Genomic DNA, 18539 nt, shown 5'->3' on the forward strand with positions numbered 1-18539 from the left:
TCACCCGACCGGGTCCGTGTCACCGGGGCCTGACCGATCGACACTGCCGCAGAACGGGGAGATGACCCGGCCCGCAGGGGGAAGCGCCGAAACCGGGACTCGCTTCGCGGCTGTGTGCTCGAAGCGACCCGGTCCACGGGTGGGGACCCGGCCCCGCCCCGGCTCGTCGGTGGGTCGGGGCCCGTGCGCCGGGACCCTATGCTGACCAGGTGATCGAGACTCCCAGGACCGTACGTTCGCTGAACCGGGAGATCCTGGCGCTGGCGGTCCCGGCGTTCGCGACGCTGGTCGCCGAACCGCTGCTGATCCTGGCCGACACCACCATCGTCGGGCACCTCGGCACCGCGCAGCTGGCCGGCCTGACAATGGCCTCCACCGTCATCGGGTTGCTCGTCGGCCTGTCCATCTTCCTGGCGTACGGCACGACGGCGACCGTGGCACGGCTCCTGGGCGCCGGCGACCGCCGCGGGGCGCTGGCCGGCGGCCTGGACGGCATGGTCCTCGGCCTGCTGATCGGGGTCGTGCTGTGTGTCGGGCTGCTGGTCGGCGCCCCGGCGATTCTCCGCCTGTACGGGTCCACTCCCGAGGCGACCGGCTATGCGACGACGTACCTGCGCCTGGTCGGCCTCGGCCTGCCCGCGCAACTGGTCAGCCTCGCCTCGACCGGCGTGCTCCGCGGACTGCAGAACACCCGCATCCCCCTGCTGGTCGCGGTCGGGGTCAACCTGGTCAACATCGCCCTCAACCTCACCCTGGTCTACGGCGCCGGTCTCGGGATCGCCGGCGCCGGGATCGGCACCGCGCTGTCCCAGTGGGCCGGCGCCGCCGTGCTCGGCACGACCGTACTGCGCGGTGCGGCGAGCCACGGCGTCCGGTTCGAGCTGCGGTTCGGCGGGGTGCTGGCAGCCGCCCGGTCCGGCGGCTGGCTGATCCTGCGCGCCGCGACCCTCCAGGTCGCGATCGCGGTCACGACGTTCACCGCCGCCGGGATGGGCGAGGTCGCCCTGGCCGGCCACCAGGTCGCGTACAGCCTGTGGCAGACGATGGCGTACGCCCTGGACGCGTTCGCGATCGCCGCGCAGGCCCTGATCGGGCTGCGGCTCGGCGCCGGTGACGTCACCGGGACCCGGCGGATCACCCGCCGCGTGCTGGTCTGGGGGGTGGGCTTCGGGGTGGTGGTCGGGGTGGCGCTGGTGCTGCTGCGGCCGGTGCTCGGCGGCCTCTTCACGCCGGACCCGAGGGTGCACGGCGTCCTGATGGTGACCCTCGTCGTCCTCGCCTGCATCATCCCGGTCGGCGCCGTGACGTTCGTGCTCGACGGGGTGCTGATCGGCGCCGGCGACGCCCGCTACCTCTCCCTGGCCGGGCTGCTCGCCACCGCGGTCTACGCCCCGCTCGCCCTGGTCGTACGGGCGACGGACGCGGGCCTGGCGTGGCTGTGGGCCGCGTACGGCGTGTGGATCGCTGCCCGGGCGGTGACGCTGTGGCTCCGCGCCCGCGGCACGGCGTGGATGGTTGTCGGCCACTGAGCCGCTTGGGACGCGCCGTCGCCACCAGGGGGTGCGGCCGCCATCCCCACCCCGGGGCGCGGCACACGCCGGAGGTGCGGCCTACCGGCGGCGGCATGCACCGGAGAAGAACGTTACGGGAGGCGGCACGCGCCGGAGGTGAGACGTACGCAGGAGGGGCCGACCCCGCAGGATCGGCCCCTCCGTACGTTCAGCGCCTCAGACGGCGCATCGATCGGCGCCTCAGGCGGCGACGACCTCCACCGGGAAGTGCGCGGTGACGGCCTCGTGGATCTTCACACCGACAGTGTGCTCGCCCACGGTCTTGATCGGCTTCTCGACCTTCACACCGCGCTTGTCGATGGTCGGGCCACCGGCGGCCTTGACGGCCTTGGCGATGTCGGCCGCGGTGACGGCACCGAAGAGCTTGCCCTCCTCGGAGGCCCGCACGGCGATCTGGACCTTCAGGCCCTCGATCTGCACACGCAGTTCCTCGGCGTGGGCGCGGTCATGCACCTGGCGGGCGTCGCGGTTGCGCTTGATGCCCTCGATCTGGGACTCCGCACCGCGGCTCCACTTGATCCCGAAACCCTGCGGGACCAGGTAGTTGCGGGCATAGCCGTCCTTGACCTCGACGACGTCACCGGCGATACCGAGGTTCTCCACTGCATTGGTCAGGATGAGCTTCATGACTGTGTTCTCCTCTTCCTGATCAGCGGGAGGCCGAGGCGTACGGCAGCAGGGCCACCTCGCGCGCGTTCTTGATGGCGATGGCGACCTTGCGCTGGTCCTGGACCGACAGGCCGGTCACCCGACGCGCACGGATCTTGCCACGCTCGGAGATGAACTTGCGCAGCAGCGCGGTGTCCTTGTAGTCCACCTTGCCGATGCGGGTCTTCTTGATCGGCGCAGCCTTCTTCTTGCTGATGGGCTTGCGTACGGCCATTGTGGTGCTCTCCTTTCAGAGCCCGGCGTGATGCCGGAATGTGCCTTCGGATGTGTGGTGTGCTCTCGACGGGAGCAGATCAGGGTCCTGCCGGATCAGTAGCGTTTCTGATCAGCGGCGGGCCCGATCAGAACGGGGGCTCGTCGCTCTGCGGCTGACCCCATGGGTCGGCCAGCTGCTCACGGTTGTCGCCACCGTGCGATCCCTGACCGGACTGGCCACCCTGGTTGCCGCCGAAGCCGCCACCCTGGTTGCCGTAGCCGCCGGCGGACTGGCCACCCTGGGAGCCGTAGCCGCCCTGATTGCCGTACCCGCCACCCTGGTTGCCGCCGAAGCCGCCGCCCTGGCCACCCTGACCGCCCTGGCCACCCGAGGACCGGGTGACCGCGGCGGTCGCGTAACGCAGCGACGGGCCGACCTCGTCGACCTCCAGCTCGACGACCGTACGACGCTCGCCCTGCTGGGTCTCGTAGCTGCGCTGCCGCAGCCGGCCCTGCACCAGCACCCGCATGCCCTTGCGCAGCGACTCGGCGACGTTCTCGGCCGCCTGGCGCCACACGGAGCAGTTGAGGAACAGGGCGTCGCCGTCCTTCCACTCGCCGGACTGCCGGTCGAACGTCCGCGGCGTGGAGGCCACGGTGAAGTTCGCGACGGCCGCCCCGGAGGGGAGGAAGCGCAGCTCGGGATCGGCGGTGAGGTTTCCGACGACGGTGATGACGGTTTCGCCAGCCATGAAGGATCTCCAGTCGAGATTGTTGATGTCCGTGGACCCGATGCAGACGTCCTGGGTCAGAGGGATCTGACGTGTCGGACCGATGCTCCCACCTTGCCAGGGGCCGCTGACAGTCAGGGTCCCGCTCGGCGGGCCGGGTCGTCCGGACGGAGGACGATCAGGCGTGCAGGTCGGGGCGGAGCACCTTGGTCCGCATGATCTGCTCGTTGATGGTCATCAGTCGGTCCATCTCCTGGACGGAAGCCGGCTCGGCGGTCAGGTTGATGACCGCGTAGAACGCCTCGGACTTCTTGTTGATGTCGTAGGCCAGCTTGCGCTTGCCCCAGTGGTCGATGTTCTCGACCGAGCCGCCTTCGTTGGTGATGGTCTCGAGGTGCTTCTCGATCATCGGGGCGACCTGACGGTCATCGGTGTCCGGATCGATGAGGACCATGATCTCGTACTTGCGCATACGCGTATCCCACCTCCTGTGGTCTCTGCGGCCATGGGTCTGTCCCATGGCAGGAGGGCGTGTGCCGGCCCCCGCTCATGGGGAGTGAGGACCAAGGGACGAGTCTAGGCGCCGGGCAGCGCGGATGCCAATCGGCCGCCCGCCGGACCCCGATGCCCGACATTGCCCTCTTTTTCAGTACGGTCCTCCTCGCGAGGCCGGCAGAATCCGCCGGCCCGGACCACAGGAGCACATATGGCCTTCCTCGACGCGATCAAGACCTGTTTCCGCAAGTACGTCGTTTTCTCGGGTCGCGCGACCCGTGCGGAGTTCTGGTATTTCGTCCTCTTCACCTTCATCGTCAGCCTCATCGCCGCCGGGCTGGACAACGCCCTCGGCCTCACCCCGGAGGGCGCCGTCACGGGCATCCTCTCGTCGCTCGCCGGCCTGGCCCTGCTGCTGCCGAGCCTCGCCGTGACCGTCCGGCGCCTGCACGACGTCAACCGTTCCGGTTGGTGGATCCTGCTCGCCCTCGTGCTGGTGATCGGCGATCTCTTCCTGATCTTCGCCTTCTACATCAAGAAGTCCGTGGCCGGCGCCAACCGGTTCGGGCCTGACCCGCTCGTCGCCACCCGGCCCACCACTGCCCCGGCCCCGGTGACGGCCCCGGCCGGATACACCGACGGCCAGCTGACCGGGACCCCCGAGGCCTGACCCCGGCCCCACCCCAGCAGGTGCCGCAGCACCATGACGGCCCGGCGCGACCAGCCCGGGCCGTCATGCCGTCCCCGGCCCCGTCGTCGGATCCCGGTCCGGGTCCGCACCGTCGCAGGGCCCCGCACGAGCGACGACCCGCACGAGTGACGAGACTTTCCTCCGCAGGACCCTGCATCGCGGGCCCGCCCGGCCGTACCGTTGTCGTGTGACCGGACCCTGCGCCGGTCCCTGACCCTCCGGGAGTGACCATGGGCTTCTCCGAAGCGATTCAGACCTGTTTCAGCAAGTACGTCACCTTCACCGGCCGGGCCCGACGGTCCGAGTTCTGGTACTGGGTCCTGTTCGTCGTCATCGCCGACGCGGCGGCCGGGATCCTCGACAAGATCCTCTTCAGCCGCAGCACCGCCACGCCGATCGCCGGTCTGGTGAGCCTCGTCCTGCTGCTGCCGGGCATCGCCGTCGCCATCCGACGCCTGCACGACATCAACCGGTCCGGCTGGTACCTCCTGCTCGGCCTGATCCCGGTCATCGGCGTCCTCCTGCTGATCTTCCTCTACTACATCAAGGACTCCCAGCCCGGCGACAACCAGTACGGCCCCAACCCCAAGGGCGTCGCGGGCGATGGCTCCGGCTACCCGCAGGACCCGTACGGTCAGTACGCACCGCAGGGCTATGACCAATACCCACCGCAGGGGTACGGCCAGCAGCCCCAGCAGCCCTCCGGCCAGCAGCCCCAGCAGCCCTCCGGGCAGGCACCTCAGGATCCCTATGGGCAGCAGCCCTCCGGGCAGGCACCACAGCAGCCGTATCCGCCCCAGCAGCCGCCGGCCCCGTCACCGGAACAGCCGTTCGGCCAGCAGTCGCCGTTCGGCCAGGCGCCCCAACCGCCGCGGACCGCGCAGACTCCGCAGGGACCTGACGACCCGACGGCCCCGCCCGCGTCCCAGTCCTGACGGGTCAGGCCGGCGCGGTCAGGGCGCCGGTGGCTCAGTCCTGACCCGGCGCCCGCCTGACCCGAGCCCGCCGGCGTCGGCCTGCCCGGCAACGCGACGCACCTGAGATGACCAGGACGACGCCCCAGGGGGTCGGTCGGGGAGGAGACTTTCAGGCCGCGGGCGCGCAGGCCGCGGAAGAACTCGGTCCAGAGATCGGTGATCTCGGCGTCACCGAAGGCCAGGCCGAGGATCTCACGACGCCCGGTCGCGGCGATCCCGGTCGCGATGACCAGGGCCTGGGAGACGACCCGTCCGCCGAGGCGGACGTGCAGGTAGGTCGCGTCGAGGTAGGGGAACCAGGTGTGGTCCAGGACCCGGCCGCTGAACTCGCCGACGGCTTGGTCGATCTGGGTGCAGACGCGCGAGACCTGAGAACGGGAGATCCCGGCGGTGTTGCCGAGGGCCTTGAGCAGCTGGTCGACCTTGCGGGTCGAGACGCCGTCGATCCAGGCCTGGCAGATCACCACCCGCAAGGCCTTGTCGACGCGGAACTGAGGCCGACGAAGGTCAGCTCACCTTCTTCCATGTCCCGCACCTCTTAGTGAGTGCATCCGAGGGCAGCCCGGTCCCACCGTCGCCCCTGATTTCGCGCCCCGGCGAGCATGTCCGACGCCGCCCACTGCTGAGCGTTGGTCATGCTGCTGCTCCACTCGCGGCAGGTGGTGGAGCTGTAGGACTTCGCCCACGTCTGCCTGAACTTGCTCGTCACCGTCGCACCCATGAGCTGACGCCGGAGGTGCCTGCTCAGCACGCCTCGCCTTCGCCCCAGCAGTGCTCCACCGAGCTGCCCCACGACCATGTCGAGCACCTCCGGGTTCAATCCCCGGACAGTGAGGATGGTGTCTCCGATTCTGTCCTTCTGCATGGCCCAGAACCCGCGCGCGTCTGCAGCTGCCTTTCGCGTCACGGGCCTTGCTGCCTCTCTGCTGCGGGGAACCGATACCGGCGCTCTGACTGAATCAAGAGAGCGATCCATGGCGGACTTCACATGTCAACGGCCCAGAGGGTTCCGGTACCGCACTCACTACTCGAGCACCCGAAGAATGCCAGAATGAGGCGTCGCTCGCCGCGTCCGTGGCGACGAACCTCAAGTCACAGGAGCGATCCATGAGCACTAACGGTTCCCAACCCGCGCCAGAAGGCGACTGGCAGGCCTCTCGGCTGCCTGACGGTCAGGCAGCCGAAACCCGGCCGACGGACGCCCCTCAACAGTCATTCCTAACGGATCCGACAAGCTCCGCCGCGTCTCCGTACGCAGCCGAGCCGGCCTCCGCATTCGACGTCGACTCTCCCCGACCGAACGGCCAGCCCATGCCCATCAGTAACCCGGGTGTTGAGGGTCTGCCATTCAATCCTGCAGGCGCACCCGCAGGGTACGAAACTCCAGTCCCTCCGGCCCAGTCGGGGCGCCAGGCCCCGTGGGAAGGCTCACCCCAGACCCATCAAGCAGGCATGCCCGGCCCCCTCACACAACCTCCTTACCAAGGCCAGCCCGGATACCAAGGCCAGCCCGGATACCAGGGCCAGCCGGGATATCCGGCACAGCTGCACTACTCGCAGACTGCGGGGCTGCCGGTCGCCCAACAGTTCCCTGAGCAGAGGTCCCGAGTGGCGGCAGCACTTCTGGCCTTCTTTCTCGGAACTCTGGGTATCCACAATTTCTACCTGCACCGCATGGGCCGGGCAGTTACCCAGCTGGCACTGACCATTGTGGGGTGGATCACTGCCGGCATCGTCGTAGGATTCATTCTCGTCTTCGCAGTCGCGGTATGGGCGTTCGTCGAATTCATCCTCATTCTCGTCGGCTCCGGCTCGTACGCCACCGATGGGGACGGCCATCCGCTCCGATAGCCCCGGCCCATCGCGGGCCTTCCTCAGGATCGCGCGGTGGCCCGGGCAGATCGCCCCGGCCACCGTCGCCCTGGGACACCCGTCGTGTCCACGACCCCGTCGCTCCACTCACTGTCGCCAGCACCAGGCGCTCTGATGCAGAGGCAGGATCAGGTTCTGTCACCGTCGTAGCGACGGCACCATCGACACGCGAAACCGCCTTCCTTTACCGGTCGCCGTTCAACCGGTGTAGCGCCTGGTCGGCAGCCTCCCGGGCGTGCTCGGCGGCGTCCTTGGCGACCTTCCGGGCAGCGGCGATCCGGTCGTACATCTCGTCGACAACGGCGGCGAAGCGCTTCTCCACCGCGCGACGGCGCACCTTGAGGGTCGGGGTGAGCAGACCGTTCTCCATGGTGAACTCGTCGAAGATCACCCGCAGGTCGCGGATCTTCTCCTGGTGCGGCAGCTTGGCCGACACCTTCTCCACCCGGCGGCGCAGTTCGGCGAGCACGTCGGGATGTGCCACCAGGTCCTCGAGCGACCCGTACGCGATGGCGTGCGCCTCCGCCCAGGCCTCCAGCTCGCCCACGTCCGGGGAGATCAGCACCGTCACGCAGGGCCGGTCGTCGCCGACGAGCACGGCGTGGGCGATGAACGGGTCGGCCCCGAGCTCCTCCTCGATCGGGCCGGGCGCGATGTTCTTGCCCTGCCGGGTGACGATCAGGTCCTTCAGCCGATCGGTGATGACCAGGTAGCCGTCGGGGTCGAAGTGGCCGATGTCGCCGGTCCGGAGCCACCCGTCGTCGAACGCCTCACGGGTCGCGACCGGGTCGTCCCAGTAGCCGAGCATCACGTTCGGCCCCTTGAACTGGATCTCGCCGTCGCCCGCGCCGAGGTCGTCGCTCCGGATCCCCGGCACCGGCACGATCCGCACCTGGGAACCGCGCATCGGCCGCCCGACCGACCCGAACCGCAGGTCATCCGGCGTGTTGTACGTCATCAGCGGGGCGGCCTCGGTCATCCCGTAGCCGGTGGTGATGATCATCCCACAGGCCCAGAAGAACTCCTCGACCTCCGGGCGCAGCGGGGCACCACCGGCGACCATCAGCTTCTTCTGCCCGCCCAGGGCATGGCGCACCTTCGACAGCACCAGCCGATCGGCCAGCGCGAGCCGGCCCCGCAGCAGCGGATCGGCTCGCAGCCCGTCCCGGCCGGCCCGCTGGGCCGCCAGGCCGGTGGCGAGCGCCCAGTCGAGGATCCGCCGCTTCGCCGGCGACGCCGCCTGCTCCCGCACCGTGCTGAGCACCCGTTCGTACACCATCGGGACCATCACCATCAGCGAGGTGCGGGCCAACGGCATCATCGTCGCGAGGGTACGGGTGTCGGTGACGTACGTGTTGGCCGCCCCGGCGGCCAGCACGCAGAAGGTCCAGGCCCGCTCCAGGGCGTGGGCCAGCGGGAGGAAGCACAGGCTGCTGTCCTGCGGCCCGAGGTGGAAGGAGTCCTGCACCACGGCGATCTCGGCCAGGAACGCCCCGTGGGTGAGCATCACGCCCTTGGGCGTGCCGGTGGTGCCGGAGGTGTAGATGATCGTGGCGAGGTCCTCGGGGCGTACGGCCGCGCGGCGCCGCCGGACCTCGACGTACGCCTCGGTGGCGGGCTCCTCGGAGAGGTCCTCGTCGTCCATCACCACCACCCGGTCCAGGTCGGGCAGATCGTCGCGGACCTCGGCGATCCGGTCGGTCTCCAGGAACGACCCGCAGAACACCCAGCGCGCCCCGGACCCGGCCAGGATGGTCCGGGCCTGCGTGGCCGTGGAGGTCTGGTAGATCGGCACCACGATCGCGCCGACCGACTGCACGGCGACATCGAGGACGGTCCACATCGGTGAGTTGGGGGCGAAGATCGCCACCCGGTCCCCCACCTCCAGCCCGTCGGCCACCAGGCGGGAGGCCGTCGCCTCGACGGCGGCCCAGAGCTCGGCGTACGTCATCGTCAGCCAGGCGTCGTCCGCCCGGACCCGGGTGGCGACCCGGGTCGGGTGGGCGGTCACGCTGGCCGCCAGCAGGTCGGTGATGGAGCTCGGCATGGCCGGGATCACTCCTCGATCTGCTTGGCCCAGAGGTTGATCCCCGATTCCACGGCGAACTCGTCGATCGCCGCCAGTTCCGCGTCGGTGAAGTCGAGGTGCGCCAGCGCACCGAGATTGTCCTCCAGCTGACGCACGCTGGAGGCACCGATCAGGGTCGAGGACATCCGCTCGTCGCGGAGCACCCAGGCCAGCGCCATCTGGGCCAGGGACTGGCCGCGGCCGCGGGCAATCTCGTTGAGCCCGCGGACCCGCCCGAGGGTCTCCTCGTTGAGCCAGTGGGTGTCGAACGAGGAGTGCTGCGCGGCCCGGGAGTCCGCCGGGACGCCCTCGAGGTAGCGGTCGGTGAGCAGGCCCTGGCCGAGCGCGGTGAAGGCGATGCAGCCCATCCCCTGCTGCTCCAGCTCGTCGAGCAGACCGGTCTCGATCCACCGGTTGAACATGTTGTACGAGGGCTGGTGGATCAGCAGCGGGGTGCCGAGGTCCGCGGCGATCCGGGCGGCCTCGGCCGTCTTCGCCGCGGAGTACGAGGAGATACCGACATAAAGGGCCCGGCCGGACCGGACCGCCTGGTCGAGGGCCATCATGGTCTCCTCGATCGGGGTCTCCGGGTCGAAGCGGTGGCTGTAGAAGATGTCGACGTAGTCCAGCCCGAGCCGCTCCAACGACTGGTCCAGCGAGGCCAGCATGTACTTGCGCGAGCCGCCGCCCTGGCCGTACGGGCCGGGCCACATGTCCCAGCCGGCCTTGGTGGAGATGATCAACTCGTCGCGATAGGGCTTGAGGTCGGTACGCAGGAACTGCCCGAAATTGATCTCCGCGGCCCCGTACGGCGGGCCGTAGTTGTTGGCCAGGTCGAAGTGGGTGATCCCGGCGTCGAACGCGCGGTGCAGGATCTCGCGCTGCTGCCCCAGCAGGTGCAGGTCACCGAAGTTGTGCCACAGACCCAGCGAGAGAACGGGCAGCTTCAGCCCCCACGTGCCGACCCGTCGATACACCATCGCGCCGGGGCGATCGGCGTCGTATCGGTCCTCGGCAGCGACGTACGGGGTTCCGGAGAGCATCATGGCGCCCATTGTGCTCGTTACCTGTGACACCCGTCCGCCGGTCCCCGCCCCGCATGGATGGTCATCCCTCACACACGGACCCGGGGAGGCCGCTACGGATGCGATCGTCTCCTGTCCGTCATGCCGGCCCGCTGGAGCCGATCCACCTCCAGGTCGACGTCGCCTCAGCCGTGCCAGCCGGCGATCACCAGCAGCCCGGCGCCGACCAGGCCGGACATCAGCGCGAGCAGGACCAGCAGCAGGCCGGCGGTCCACAGCCCGCGGGCCCGGGCGGCAGGCCCCATCCACCGGTCGTCGACGATCGCGATCCGCGGGTCCTCGGGGGCGTGGAGCACGGTGATCGGCAGCGCGATCCGCGGGGCGGGTGCGGCCGGCGCCCCGGGGCGCCGCTGGGCCAGCACGTACGGCCGCCCGTCCGGCCCGAGGTAGGTCACCTCGACCGCCCGGGGCCGCCCGGAGGCCATCGGCAGCTTCGAGATCGCCCCGGTGGTACGGACCCGCTGCGTACGCCACCGCGCCAGCCGTAGGCGGCTGACCAGCGCCCCGCCGAGGAGCGCGCCGGCGATGATCAGGACCACGGGGACGGCCAGCACGAACGCCCAGCCGGCCGTGGCCATCGCTGCCCCTCCCGTCGCCGTCCACGCATCGCCCAGGGCCCGCCCACTACCCCTGGAGCCGTCACCGCATCGTCCCACCGTCTTGCACCACTCATGGGTCGTGCCGGACTCACGTGCCGTGTCGGCGTCGCCCCGCGGGCCAGTCTCCCAAACCGGCGCGGGAAGCTCCGGGCCGAACAGGAATTGGACCCGGCACCCGGGGGCGGGGCTAGGGTCGCACCATGGCTGAACTCCCCGTGCTGGTCGGCGCCCACGTCGACGCGCCCACGTCGCTGGACGAGGCGCGCGCCGTCGGGATCCACGCGGTCCAGATCTTCATCGGTGATCCGCAGGGCTGGAAGAAGCCGGTGCTCGACTTCGAGGGCGGTCCGACCGCGCTGCGCGAGGCACTCGGGGAGGCCGGCGTCACCGCGTACGTGCATGCGCCGTACGTGATCAACGTGGCGTCCACCAACAACCGGATCCGGATCCCGTCGCGCAAGCTGCTCAACCAGACGCTGCACGCGGCGGCCGAGATCGGCGCCGCCGGCGTGATCGTGCACGGCGGCCATGTCACCGCCGACGACGACCCGGGCCAGGGCTACGAGAACTGGTACAAGGCCGTCGAGGGTGCCGAGATCGAGGTGCCGATGCTGATCGAGAACACCGCCGGCGGCGCGCACGCGATGGCCCGAGAGCTGTCCTCCCTGGAGGCCCTGTGGGCGGCGATCTCGGCCGCCGACGGCTTCGACCGGGTCGGGTTCTGCCTCGACACCTGCCACGCCTTCGCCGCCGGGCTGGACCTGGCCACCGTGCTGGACGACGTCCGGGCGATCACCGGCCGGCTCGACCTGGTGCACCTCAACGACTCCCGCGGCGAGGCCGGGTCGGGCGCCGACCGGCACGCGAGCCTCGGCAAGGGGCTGATCGAGCCCGACCGACTGGCCGCCCTGGTCCGCGACGCCGGTGTCCCGGCGATCCTCGAGACCCCCGGCGGCATCGAGGAGCGCCGGGCGGACCTGGCGTGGCTGCGTGAGCACCTCTGACCCCGATAGGCTGCCGACCATGGGAACTGCGCTGATCACCGGGGGGACCTCGGGCATCGGGGCCGCGTACGCACGGGCGCTCGCCGAGCGGGGTGACCACCTGGTGCTGGTCGCGCGGGACCACGCCCGGCTCGAGGCGACCGCTGCCGAGCTGCGCGCCACGTACGGGGTGCAGGTCGAGGTGCTGCAGGCCGACCTCGCCGACCGTACGCAGGTCAACTCGGTCGTCGCCCGGATCGAGTCCTCCGTCGACCCGATCACGACGTTGATCAACAACGCCGGCTTCGGGTTGCACGCAGACCTGCTGACGTCCGACACCGAGACCGACGAGCGGGCGTTCGACGTGATGATCCGCGCCGTCTACCTGCTCGGCGGGGCGGCCGCCCGGTCGATGCTGCGCCGCGGCGGCGGGGAGATCATCAACACCGCCTCCTCGGCGGCCTTCATCACCACCGGCAACTACTCCGCGATCAAGTCCTGGGTGCTGATCTACTCCGAGGGGCTGGCCACCCAGCTGCAGGGCAGCAACGTCCATGTCACCGCGTTCTGCCCCGGCTGGGTGCACACCGAGTTCCACCAGCGGGCCGAGATCGACTCCTCGAAGCTGCCCTCGATCGTCTGGATCGATGTCGACAAGGCGGTCCGCGAGGCCCTGGACTACGTCCGGAAGGGCCGGGTGGTCTGCGTCCCGACGCCACAGTGGAAGCTCGCGGTGGCCCTCGCCCGGGTGGCCCCGCGCGGCGCCATCCGGTGGGTCTCGGGCAAGCTGACACGGTCCCGGGCCAAGGACTCCGATGTCTTCTGAGGTGCCCGGACGAGTGTCCGTCGAGCGGCCCGTACGCGTCTGCCCCGAGGTGCTCGCCCGGACGGTGCCCGAGGTGCTCGCCCGGCCGGTGCCCGGGGTGCTCGCACCGGGACCGCGGTCGGCGAGCGCCGATCCGGGTCCTAAGGTGATGCCGTGAGCACCGGACACCATCGCTACACCTCGGCGAGCTGGGCGATGGCCCGTTTCGTCGCCCAGCGCGGCTTCATGAAGCCGCTGTTCTGGAGTCTGCTGAACGTCCACGTGCACGGCAAACGGAACCTGGCCGGCATGTCCGGGCCCTACATCGCGGTGGCCAACCACTCCAGCCACCTCGACGGGCCGCTGGTGATGAGCGCGCTGCCGCCCCGGCTGACCCGCTACCTCGCCACCGGTGCCGCGGCCGACTACTTCTTCACCAGCCCCACCAAGGCGTTGGCGCCGGTGATGTTCATGAACGCGTTCCCGGTGGAACGCGGCGGCAGCCGGTCCAAGCACCGGGGCCTGTCGGGCAACCTACTCACCGAGGGCGTCCCCATCCTGCTCTTCCCCGAGGGCACCCGGTCCCGCACCGGGGCGATGGCCGCGTTCAAGCCGGGCCCGGCCGCGCTGTGCATCTCCCGCAACGTGCCGGCGATCCCGATCGCGCTCGTCGGCGCCCATCTGGCGATGCCGACCGACTCCGCCCTGCCGAAGTCCGGCCGGCCCGATGTGCACATCGTGCTGGGCAAGCCGATGTGGGCCGAGAAGGGCGAGACGGCCCGCAAGTTCGCCGATCGCATGCATGACCAGGTGCTGCGGATGCACGACTCGATGGCCCTGGCCACCGGGTTCCCCACCAACGCCGACTACGCCGCCGAGGCGGAGCGCAAGAAGGTGGAGAAGGCCGCCGCCGAGCAGGCGGCACTGGAGGACAGCAAGCACGCAGGGGCGGACCGCCCGACCGCGCGTGACCGTGAGCGGAAGGACAACCAATGACCGGCGTCAAGCACCAGAAGTGGTGGGGTTGGGGTGTCGAGGGGATCGGCTTCGACCCGGAGGGCAAGCCGAACTTCGCACCCTTCGTGAAGAAGCAGATCGGCCTGGACATCTCCGCGCCCGGCACCCCGCCCCGGTTCGAGGAGCTCGACGTGCCGGCCCCGGTGATCGGCACCGAGCTGCGCGACCGGCTGCTCGGCATCGTCGGCGAGCGCTTCCTGCTCGACGACGACCTCGACCGCATCGTGCACACCTTCGGCAAGGGTGTCCGTGACCTGATCCGGATCCGCCGCGGGGACCTGCGCCGGGTCGTCGACGTGGTCGTCTACCCGGCCGACGAGGCCCAGGTGCAGCAGATCGTCGACACCTGTGTCGAGGCCGACGCGGTGCTGATCCCGTTCGGCGGCGGCTCGAACATCGTCGGCGCCCTGGAGCCGATGCCGGCCGAGCGCCGTACGGTGGTCTCGGTCGACCTCGGCCGGATGACCAAGGTGCTGGAGATCGACGACGAGTCCGGGCTGGCCCGGATCCAGGCCGGCGCGCTCGGCCCGCAGATCGAGGAGCAGCTCGGCCGGCGCGGCTGGACGATGGGGCACTTCCCCGACTCGTTCACCCACTCCACGCTGGGCGGCTGGATCGCCACCCGGTCCACCGGCATGCAGTCGGACAAGTACGGCGACATCGCCGACATCGTCAAGGGCCTGCGGGCCGTACGCCAGGGCGAGGTGCTGTCCCTGCGGGCGCTGCCGTCCACCTCGTCGGGGCCCAGCGTCCGGGAGATGATCCTCGGCTCCGAGGGCCGGCTCGGCATCATCACCGAGGCCTGGGTGAACGTCCACCGGGTGCCCGACGTCCGCGAGATCGTCGGCTACTTCTTCCCGGACTTCACCTCCGGTCTGCGGGCGATGAAGGCGATCAACGACTCCGACGCGCACGTCACCGTCTCCCGGGTCTCCGACGCCAATGAGACGCAGTTCTCCTTCGCCACCCAGCGTGCCCAGCGCGGCGTGAAGAAGCTCGTCATGGGCAGCATGTTCGGCTACCTGAAGCGCCGCGGCTGGGACCTCGACCAGATGTGCCTGTCCTACATCGGCTTCGAGGGCGGACGACGCTACGTCAAGCAGAACCAGGCCATCGTCAAGGAGATCGTCAAGGCGCACGGCGGCATCGTCGTCGGCACCGGGGTGGGCTCGGTCTACGACTCGAAGAAGTTCCAGACCCCCTACATCCGCGACTTCCTCCTCGACCGCGGCGCCACCGCCGACGTGTCGGAGACCGCCACCCCGTGGGCCAACCTGCAGAACCTCTACGACAGCACCATTGAGGTGGTCGAGCAGGCCTTCGTGACGGCGCAGACGCAGGGCTTCGTGATGTGCCACTTCGCGCACTCCTACCACAGCGGCGCCTGCCTCTACTTCACCTTCGCCATCCCCGACACCGACCCGGCGCACACGTACGCCAACTACGACACCGTCAAGCGCGCCATCCAGCAGAACTTCATGGACGTCGCGGCGACCGTCTCCCATCACCACGGCGTCGGCAGCGAGCACGCCCCGTGGCTGGACCAGGACATCTCCGTGGCCGGCACGAAGCTGCAGCGGATCCTGCTCGAGGGGGCCGACCCGGGACGCAACTTCAACCCGGGCAAGATCCTCCACGACGGCAAGCCGGGAGTGGCGATGCATTCGTACGACGCGCCGCTGCCGGGCGGCGTGCCGGGCACCCCGGCCGCACCGCAGGACTGACCCCACCCCCCTGTCGCACCGTCGGCCGCAGGTCTGTCGCACCGTCGCCGGCCTGTCTGTCCGCCGACGGTGCGACAGGATCCCCCGCCACGACCGGTAGAGTCGAGCCGTGGCGATCACCGTACGCAGCATCCCGGCCTCCCAGCACCTGGAGTACATCTCCACGCTCCGCTCGGCGAGCTTCCTGCAGACCCCGGCGTGGGCGCAGGTGAAGAGCGAGTGGCGCCACGAGTCGCTCGGCTGGTTCGAGACCGACGACGCGGCCACCGGGCCCGGGGCACGGGCCGGTGAGCGGCTGGTCGGCGTCGCGCTGGTGCTGTACCGCCGGATCCCCCGGCTCAAGCGCTACCTGGCGTACGTGCCCGAGGGCCCGCTGCTGGACTGGGAGAACGTCGACCTCGAGGCCTACCTCGAGCCGTTCGTCGCGCACGTGAAGCGCCAGGGCGCCTTCGGGGTGCGGATCGGCCCGCCGGTCGTGGTCCGCCGCTGGGGCACCCGGACGATCAAGGATGCGCTGGCCGACGATGCGGTGACCTCGCTGCGCGTGGTGGAGCCGGACGAGACCAACATCGGCGCCGCCCGGGTGCACAACGCACTGCGGACGCTCGGCTGGCGCCCGCCGAAAACGGGCGAGGGGTTCGCCGCGGGCCAGCCGGAGTTCAACTTCCAGCTGCCGCTCACCGGACGTACGCCCGACGAGGTGCTCAAGGGCATGAACCAGCTCTGGCGGCGCAACATCAAGAAGGCCGACAAGCTGGGCGTCGAGGTCCGGCGCGGCACCATCGCCGACCTGCCGGCCTTCCACGCGCTCTACGCGGAGACGGCCCGGCGCGACGGGTTCACGCCACGCCCGGCCGGCTATTTCCGCACCATGATGGAGGCGATGGAGGCGGAGGACCCCGACCGGATCCACCTCTACCTCGCCGAGCACGAGGGCGACCTCGTCGCCGCCACCACCTGGGTGCGGGTCGGCGGGCACACCTGGTACTCGTACGGTGCCTCCTCGACGCAGAAGCGCGAGGTGCGCGGCTCGAACGCGATCCAGTGGCGGATGATCCAGGACGCGATCGCCGCCGGGGCCGATGTGTACGACCTGCGCGGCATCACCGACTCGGTGGACCGGAACGACCCGCACGTCGGGCTGATCGAGTTCAAGGTCGGCACCGGCGGTGAGGCCGTCGAGTACCTCGGCGAGTGGGATCTGCCGCTCAACCGGGTGCTCTACGCCGCGTTCGACCTGTACATGAAGCGGCGCGGCTGAGCCCCGATCCTCTCCCTCCCCCCGACCGACCGGTCGTGGTCGTACGGCAGGCGCGAGCTGTCCCTGACCGTGTCCGCGGCGGCGCGGCGTGACCGAAGCCGCGCGGCGGGCCCGGGCGTGCCGGGCGCTCGGCCGGTTAGGCTGGCCACCGTGAGCGGACTGACCCTGACCATCGACACCGACGCCTGGCGGGCCCACCAGCGGGCTGTCGTCGAGCGGACCCCGGGCATCATCCCCGTCGCCAAGGGCAACGGGTACGGCTTCGGCCTGGCCCGGCTGGCCGAGCAGGCGCAGGCCCTGGGCGTCCGGACCCTCGCGGTCGGGGTGCCGGGCGAGGTCGCGGCGGTCCGCGACCACTTCGACGGCGACATCGTCATCCTGCAGCCGTGGCGGCCGTTCGACTCACGCGCCGTCGAGCTGGCCCGCGACCCGCGGGTGATCTCCACGGTCTCCCGGCTCGACGACCTCGAGGTGCTGGGCAATCTCGGCGGTGACGTACGCCCCCGTGTGGTGCTCGAGGTGCTCACCTCGATGCGCCGCCACGGGCTGGCCACCACCGACCTGGCCGGGGTCGAGGCGGCGTCCGGGATGGTCGAGATCGAGGGCTGGACCATCCACCTGCCGCTGCACTCCGACGCCACCGAGGCCGAGGCCCGGGCCCTGGCCAGCCGTGCCGTGGACGCCTTCCGCGCCTCGGTCTGGCTCTCGCACGTGCCGACCGCGACCGCGCAGGCGATCGGCCGCGAGCTCGGCATCCAGGAACCGCTGGAGACCCGGCTGCGGATCGGCACCGACCTGTGGCTGGGCCGACGCTCGGCGTACGCCACCACGGCGACGGTCCTCGACCTCCACGAGGTCTCCCGGGGCGAGCGGGTCGGCTACCACCAGCACCGCTGCCCCGGCGACGGCTGGGTGGTGGTCGTCGCGGGCGGCACGGCGAACGGCGTCGGCATGGAGGCCCCGACCTCCGGCTCGACGATGCGGTCGAAGGCGATCTCGGTGGCGACCGGCGCACTGGAGGCGGCCGGCCGGGCCCTGTCGCCCTACACGCTGGACGGGAAGAAGCGGATGTTCCTCGAGCCGCCGCACATGCAGTCGTCGATGGTGTTCCTGCCGAAGGGGTCGACCCCGCCGGAGGTGGGCGACCAGGTGCCGGTCGAGATGCGGATGACCACCGCCCTGTTCGACGAGATCGTCGCCGCGCGGACGGCGTAGCACCAGGTAGCAACAGGACGTAGCGGCCCCGACGCCCCGCGGTCGCTGCTGCGGTCGGCCCCGACGCCCCGCGGGCGGCGCGGCAGTCGGCCCCGACGTCACACTGGGTCGCGCCCGTGTCGCTGCCGAGGTCAGCACCGTCGGGCCGCCTACCGGGTGCCCAGCACCGTCGGGCCGCCTACCGAGTGCCCAGCGCCCCCAGGACGAAGCCACCGACCACCAGCACCACCACGGTGATCCCCCACCCCAGGTGCGTACGGCCCGGCGCGTCCCGCCCGCCGTGCGGGGCGTCCGCGGCGATCGGCAGCGCCAGCCATCCGGCCACCGCGGCGCCGAGGAAGAGCACCGCGGAGGCCGCGAACTCCCAGCGGCGCAGCGTCACCGCGAGCAACAGCTCCACCACCGTCATGAACAGCAGCGAGACCAGCAGCGCCCAGCGCGAGGACAGCTGGTGCGGCTTGCGCCGGCTCGGCGGGAGCCGCCGGGGCGACACGGGTTCACGGGGATCCGTCACGGCGCCATGCTACGGCGGCGCACCACCCGGCCCGCTCCCACCGCGCTCACACCACCGGGCGCACGTC

The 18539-nt window shown here is 70.6% G+C and carries 19 protein-coding genes and 1 pseudogene; 11 read left to right on the forward strand and 9 right to left on the reverse strand.

Going from position 1 to position 18539, the window contains the following annotated elements:
• The first annotated feature begins 209 nt into the window (after positions 1-209).
• Positions 210-1529, forward strand: coding sequence for an MATE family efflux transporter (locus VB059_RS00155; RefSeq protein ID WP_323419993.1), 1320 nt, complete (start codon positions 210-212; stop codon positions 1527-1529).
• Between the two features lie 222 nt (positions 1530-1751).
• On the opposite strand, the gene rplI is transcribed toward VB059_RS00155, so the two are convergent.
• The 4 genes from rplI to rpsF form a co-directional block, all read right to left on the reverse strand.
• Positions 1752-2198 carry a 50S ribosomal protein L9 gene (gene rplI, locus VB059_RS00160; protein ID WP_323419994.1) on the reverse strand — a complete coding sequence of 149 codons (447 nt, stop codon included), beginning with the start codon at positions 2196-2198 and terminating at the stop codon, positions 1752-1754.
• Between the two features lie 22 nt (positions 2199-2220).
• Positions 2221-2454 (reverse strand): 30S ribosomal protein S18, encoded by a 234-nt coding sequence (gene rpsR / locus VB059_RS00165; RefSeq protein WP_317691612.1) that lies wholly within the window; start codon positions 2452-2454, stop codon positions 2221-2223.
• Positions 2455-2581: 127 nt separating this feature from the next.
• Positions 2582-3187: a single-stranded DNA-binding protein gene (locus VB059_RS00170; protein WP_323419995.1), complete on the reverse strand. Its 606-nt coding sequence runs from the start codon at positions 3185-3187 to the stop codon at positions 2582-2584.
• Positions 3188-3344: 157 nt separating this feature from the next.
• On the reverse strand, positions 3345-3638 hold the full coding sequence (gene rpsF / locus VB059_RS00175; RefSeq protein ID WP_323419996.1) for a 30S ribosomal protein S6: 294 nt from the start codon (positions 3636-3638) through the stop codon (positions 3345-3347).
• A gap of 234 nt (positions 3639-3872) precedes the next feature.
• Here rpsF and VB059_RS00180 point away from each other — a divergent pair, with 234 nt between their 5' ends.
• Both VB059_RS00180 and VB059_RS00185 read left to right on the forward strand, forming a co-directional pair.
• Positions 3873-4331: a DUF805 domain-containing protein gene (locus VB059_RS00180; protein ID WP_323419997.1), complete on the forward strand. Its 459-nt coding sequence runs from the start codon at positions 3873-3875 to the stop codon at positions 4329-4331.
• A gap of 251 nt (positions 4332-4582) precedes the next feature.
• Entirely contained in the window at positions 4583-5287 is a 705-nt protein-coding gene (locus VB059_RS00185) for a DUF805 domain-containing protein (RefSeq protein ID WP_323419998.1), read from the forward strand.
• A 122-nt stretch (positions 5288-5409) separates the two neighbouring features.
• On the opposite strand, the pseudogene VB059_RS00190 reads toward VB059_RS00185, so the two are convergent.
• Positions 5410-5835 (reverse strand): annotated as a pseudogene (locus VB059_RS00190) (transposase); the annotation flags it as partial.
• A 1102-nt stretch (positions 5836-6937) separates the two neighbouring features.
• On the opposite strand from VB059_RS00190, the gene VB059_RS00195 reads away from it, so the two are divergent.
• A complete protein-coding gene (locus VB059_RS00195) occupies positions 6938-7180 on the forward strand; it encodes an NINE protein (protein ID WP_323419999.1) in 243 nt (80 codons plus the stop codon).
• A gap of 205 nt (positions 7181-7385) precedes the next feature.
• Here the strand turns inward: VB059_RS00195 and VB059_RS00200 are convergent, their stop codons facing one another.
• The 3 genes from VB059_RS00200 to VB059_RS00210 form a co-directional block, all read right to left on the reverse strand.
• Positions 7386-9248, reverse strand: a complete 1863-nt coding sequence (locus tag VB059_RS00200; protein ID WP_323420000.1) for a long-chain fatty acid--CoA ligase — start codon at positions 9246-9248, stop codon at positions 7386-7388.
• 8 nt (positions 9249-9256) lie between these two features.
• Entirely contained in the window at positions 9257-10315 is a 1059-nt protein-coding gene (mgrA, locus tag VB059_RS00205; protein ID WP_323420001.1) for an L-glyceraldehyde 3-phosphate reductase, read from the reverse strand.
• A gap of 164 nt (positions 10316-10479) precedes the next feature.
• Positions 10480-10932, reverse strand: coding sequence for a DUF3592 domain-containing protein (locus tag VB059_RS00210; RefSeq protein ID WP_323420002.1), 453 nt, complete (start codon positions 10930-10932; stop codon positions 10480-10482).
• A gap of 221 nt (positions 10933-11153) precedes the next feature.
• On the opposite strand from VB059_RS00210, the gene VB059_RS00215 reads away from it, so the two are divergent.
• The 7 genes from VB059_RS00215 to VB059_RS00245 all read left to right on the forward strand — a co-directional run bounded on the left by VB059_RS00215 (position 11154) and on the right by VB059_RS00245 (position 17958).
• Positions 11154-11957: a deoxyribonuclease IV gene (locus VB059_RS00215; RefSeq protein WP_323420003.1), complete on the forward strand. Its 804-nt coding sequence runs from the start codon at positions 11154-11156 to the stop codon at positions 11955-11957.
• Positions 11958-11976: 19 nt separating this feature from the next.
• The gene (locus tag VB059_RS00220) at positions 11977-12762 is read left to right on the forward strand and encodes an SDR family oxidoreductase (protein ID WP_323420004.1); all 786 of its coding nucleotides are present in this window, start codon (positions 11977-11979) and stop codon (positions 12760-12762) included.
• Positions 12752-12919 (forward strand): hypothetical protein, encoded by a 168-nt coding sequence (locus VB059_RS00225; RefSeq protein ID WP_323420005.1) that lies wholly within the window; start codon positions 12752-12754, stop codon positions 12917-12919. The genes VB059_RS00220 and VB059_RS00225 overlap by 11 nt, the downstream gene beginning before the upstream one ends.
• A 38-nt stretch (positions 12920-12957) precedes the next feature.
• A complete protein-coding gene (locus VB059_RS00230) occupies positions 12958-13737 on the forward strand; it encodes a lysophospholipid acyltransferase family protein (protein WP_323420169.1) in 780 nt (259 codons plus the stop codon).
• Positions 13734-15482, forward strand: coding sequence for an FAD-binding oxidoreductase (locus tag VB059_RS00235; RefSeq protein WP_323420006.1), 1749 nt, complete (start codon positions 13734-13736; stop codon positions 15480-15482). Before VB059_RS00230 ends, VB059_RS00235 begins: the two co-directional genes overlap by 4 nt.
• Before the next feature lie 109 nt (positions 15483-15591).
• Positions 15592-16743: a lipid II:glycine glycyltransferase FemX gene (locus tag VB059_RS00240; protein WP_323420007.1), complete on the forward strand. Its 1152-nt coding sequence runs from the start codon at positions 15592-15594 to the stop codon at positions 16741-16743.
• A 150-nt stretch (positions 16744-16893) separates the two neighbouring features.
• Positions 16894-17958: an alanine racemase gene (locus VB059_RS00245; protein ID WP_323420008.1), complete on the forward strand. Its 1065-nt coding sequence runs from the start codon at positions 16894-16896 to the stop codon at positions 17956-17958.
• Positions 17959-18136: 178 nt separating this feature from the next.
• On the opposite strand, the gene VB059_RS00250 is transcribed toward VB059_RS00245, so the two are convergent.
• Positions 18137-18472: a hypothetical protein gene (locus tag VB059_RS00250; RefSeq protein ID WP_323420009.1), complete on the reverse strand. Its 336-nt coding sequence runs from the start codon at positions 18470-18472 to the stop codon at positions 18137-18139.
• Positions 18473-18539: the final 67 nt, after the last annotated feature.

Source organism: Raineyella sp., from assembly GCF_034933565.1.
Classification (GTDB): domain Bacteria; phylum Actinomycetota; class Actinomycetes; order Propionibacteriales; family Propionibacteriaceae; genus Raineyella.

Excerpts from the sequence above, each read along its gene's own strand:
- rplI (WP_323419994.1), bottom strand. The coding sequence starts at position 2,198 with ATGAAGCTCATCCTGACCAATGCAGTGGAGAACCTCGGTATCGCCGGT.
- rpsR (WP_317691612.1), bottom strand. The coding sequence starts at position 2,454 with ATGGCCGTACGCAAGCCCATCAGCAAGAAGAAGGCTGCGCCGATCAAG.
- VB059_RS00170 (WP_323419995.1), bottom strand. The coding sequence starts at position 3,187 with ATGGCTGGCGAAACCGTCATCACCGTCGTCGGAAACCTCACCGCCGAT.
- rpsF (WP_323419996.1), bottom strand. The coding sequence starts at position 3,638 with ATGCGCAAGTACGAGATCATGGTCCTCATCGATCCGGACACCGATGAC.
- VB059_RS00180 (WP_323419997.1), top strand. The coding sequence starts at position 3,873 with ATGGCCTTCCTCGACGCGATCAAGACCTGTTTCCGCAAGTACGTCGTT.
- VB059_RS00185 (WP_323419998.1), top strand. The coding sequence starts at position 4,583 with ATGGGCTTCTCCGAAGCGATTCAGACCTGTTTCAGCAAGTACGTCACC.
- VB059_RS00200 (WP_323420000.1), bottom strand. The coding sequence starts at position 9,248 with ATGCCGAGCTCCATCACCGACCTGCTGGCGGCCAGCGTGACCGCCCAC.
- mgrA (WP_323420001.1), bottom strand. The coding sequence starts at position 10,315 with ATGATGCTCTCCGGAACCCCGTACGTCGCTGCCGAGGACCGATACGAC.
- VB059_RS00210 (WP_323420002.1), bottom strand. The coding sequence starts at position 10,932 with ATGGCCACGGCCGGCTGGGCGTTCGTGCTGGCCGTCCCCGTGGTCCTG.
- VB059_RS00215 (WP_323420003.1), top strand. The coding sequence starts at position 11,154 with ATGGCTGAACTCCCCGTGCTGGTCGGCGCCCACGTCGACGCGCCCACG.
- VB059_RS00220 (WP_323420004.1), top strand. The coding sequence starts at position 11,977 with ATGGGAACTGCGCTGATCACCGGGGGGACCTCGGGCATCGGGGCCGCG.
- VB059_RS00225 (WP_323420005.1), top strand. The coding sequence starts at position 12,752 with ATGTCTTCTGAGGTGCCCGGACGAGTGTCCGTCGAGCGGCCCGTACGC.
- VB059_RS00230 (WP_323420169.1), top strand. The coding sequence starts at position 12,958 with ATGGCCCGTTTCGTCGCCCAGCGCGGCTTCATGAAGCCGCTGTTCTGG.
- VB059_RS00235 (WP_323420006.1), top strand. The coding sequence starts at position 13,734 with ATGACCGGCGTCAAGCACCAGAAGTGGTGGGGTTGGGGTGTCGAGGGG.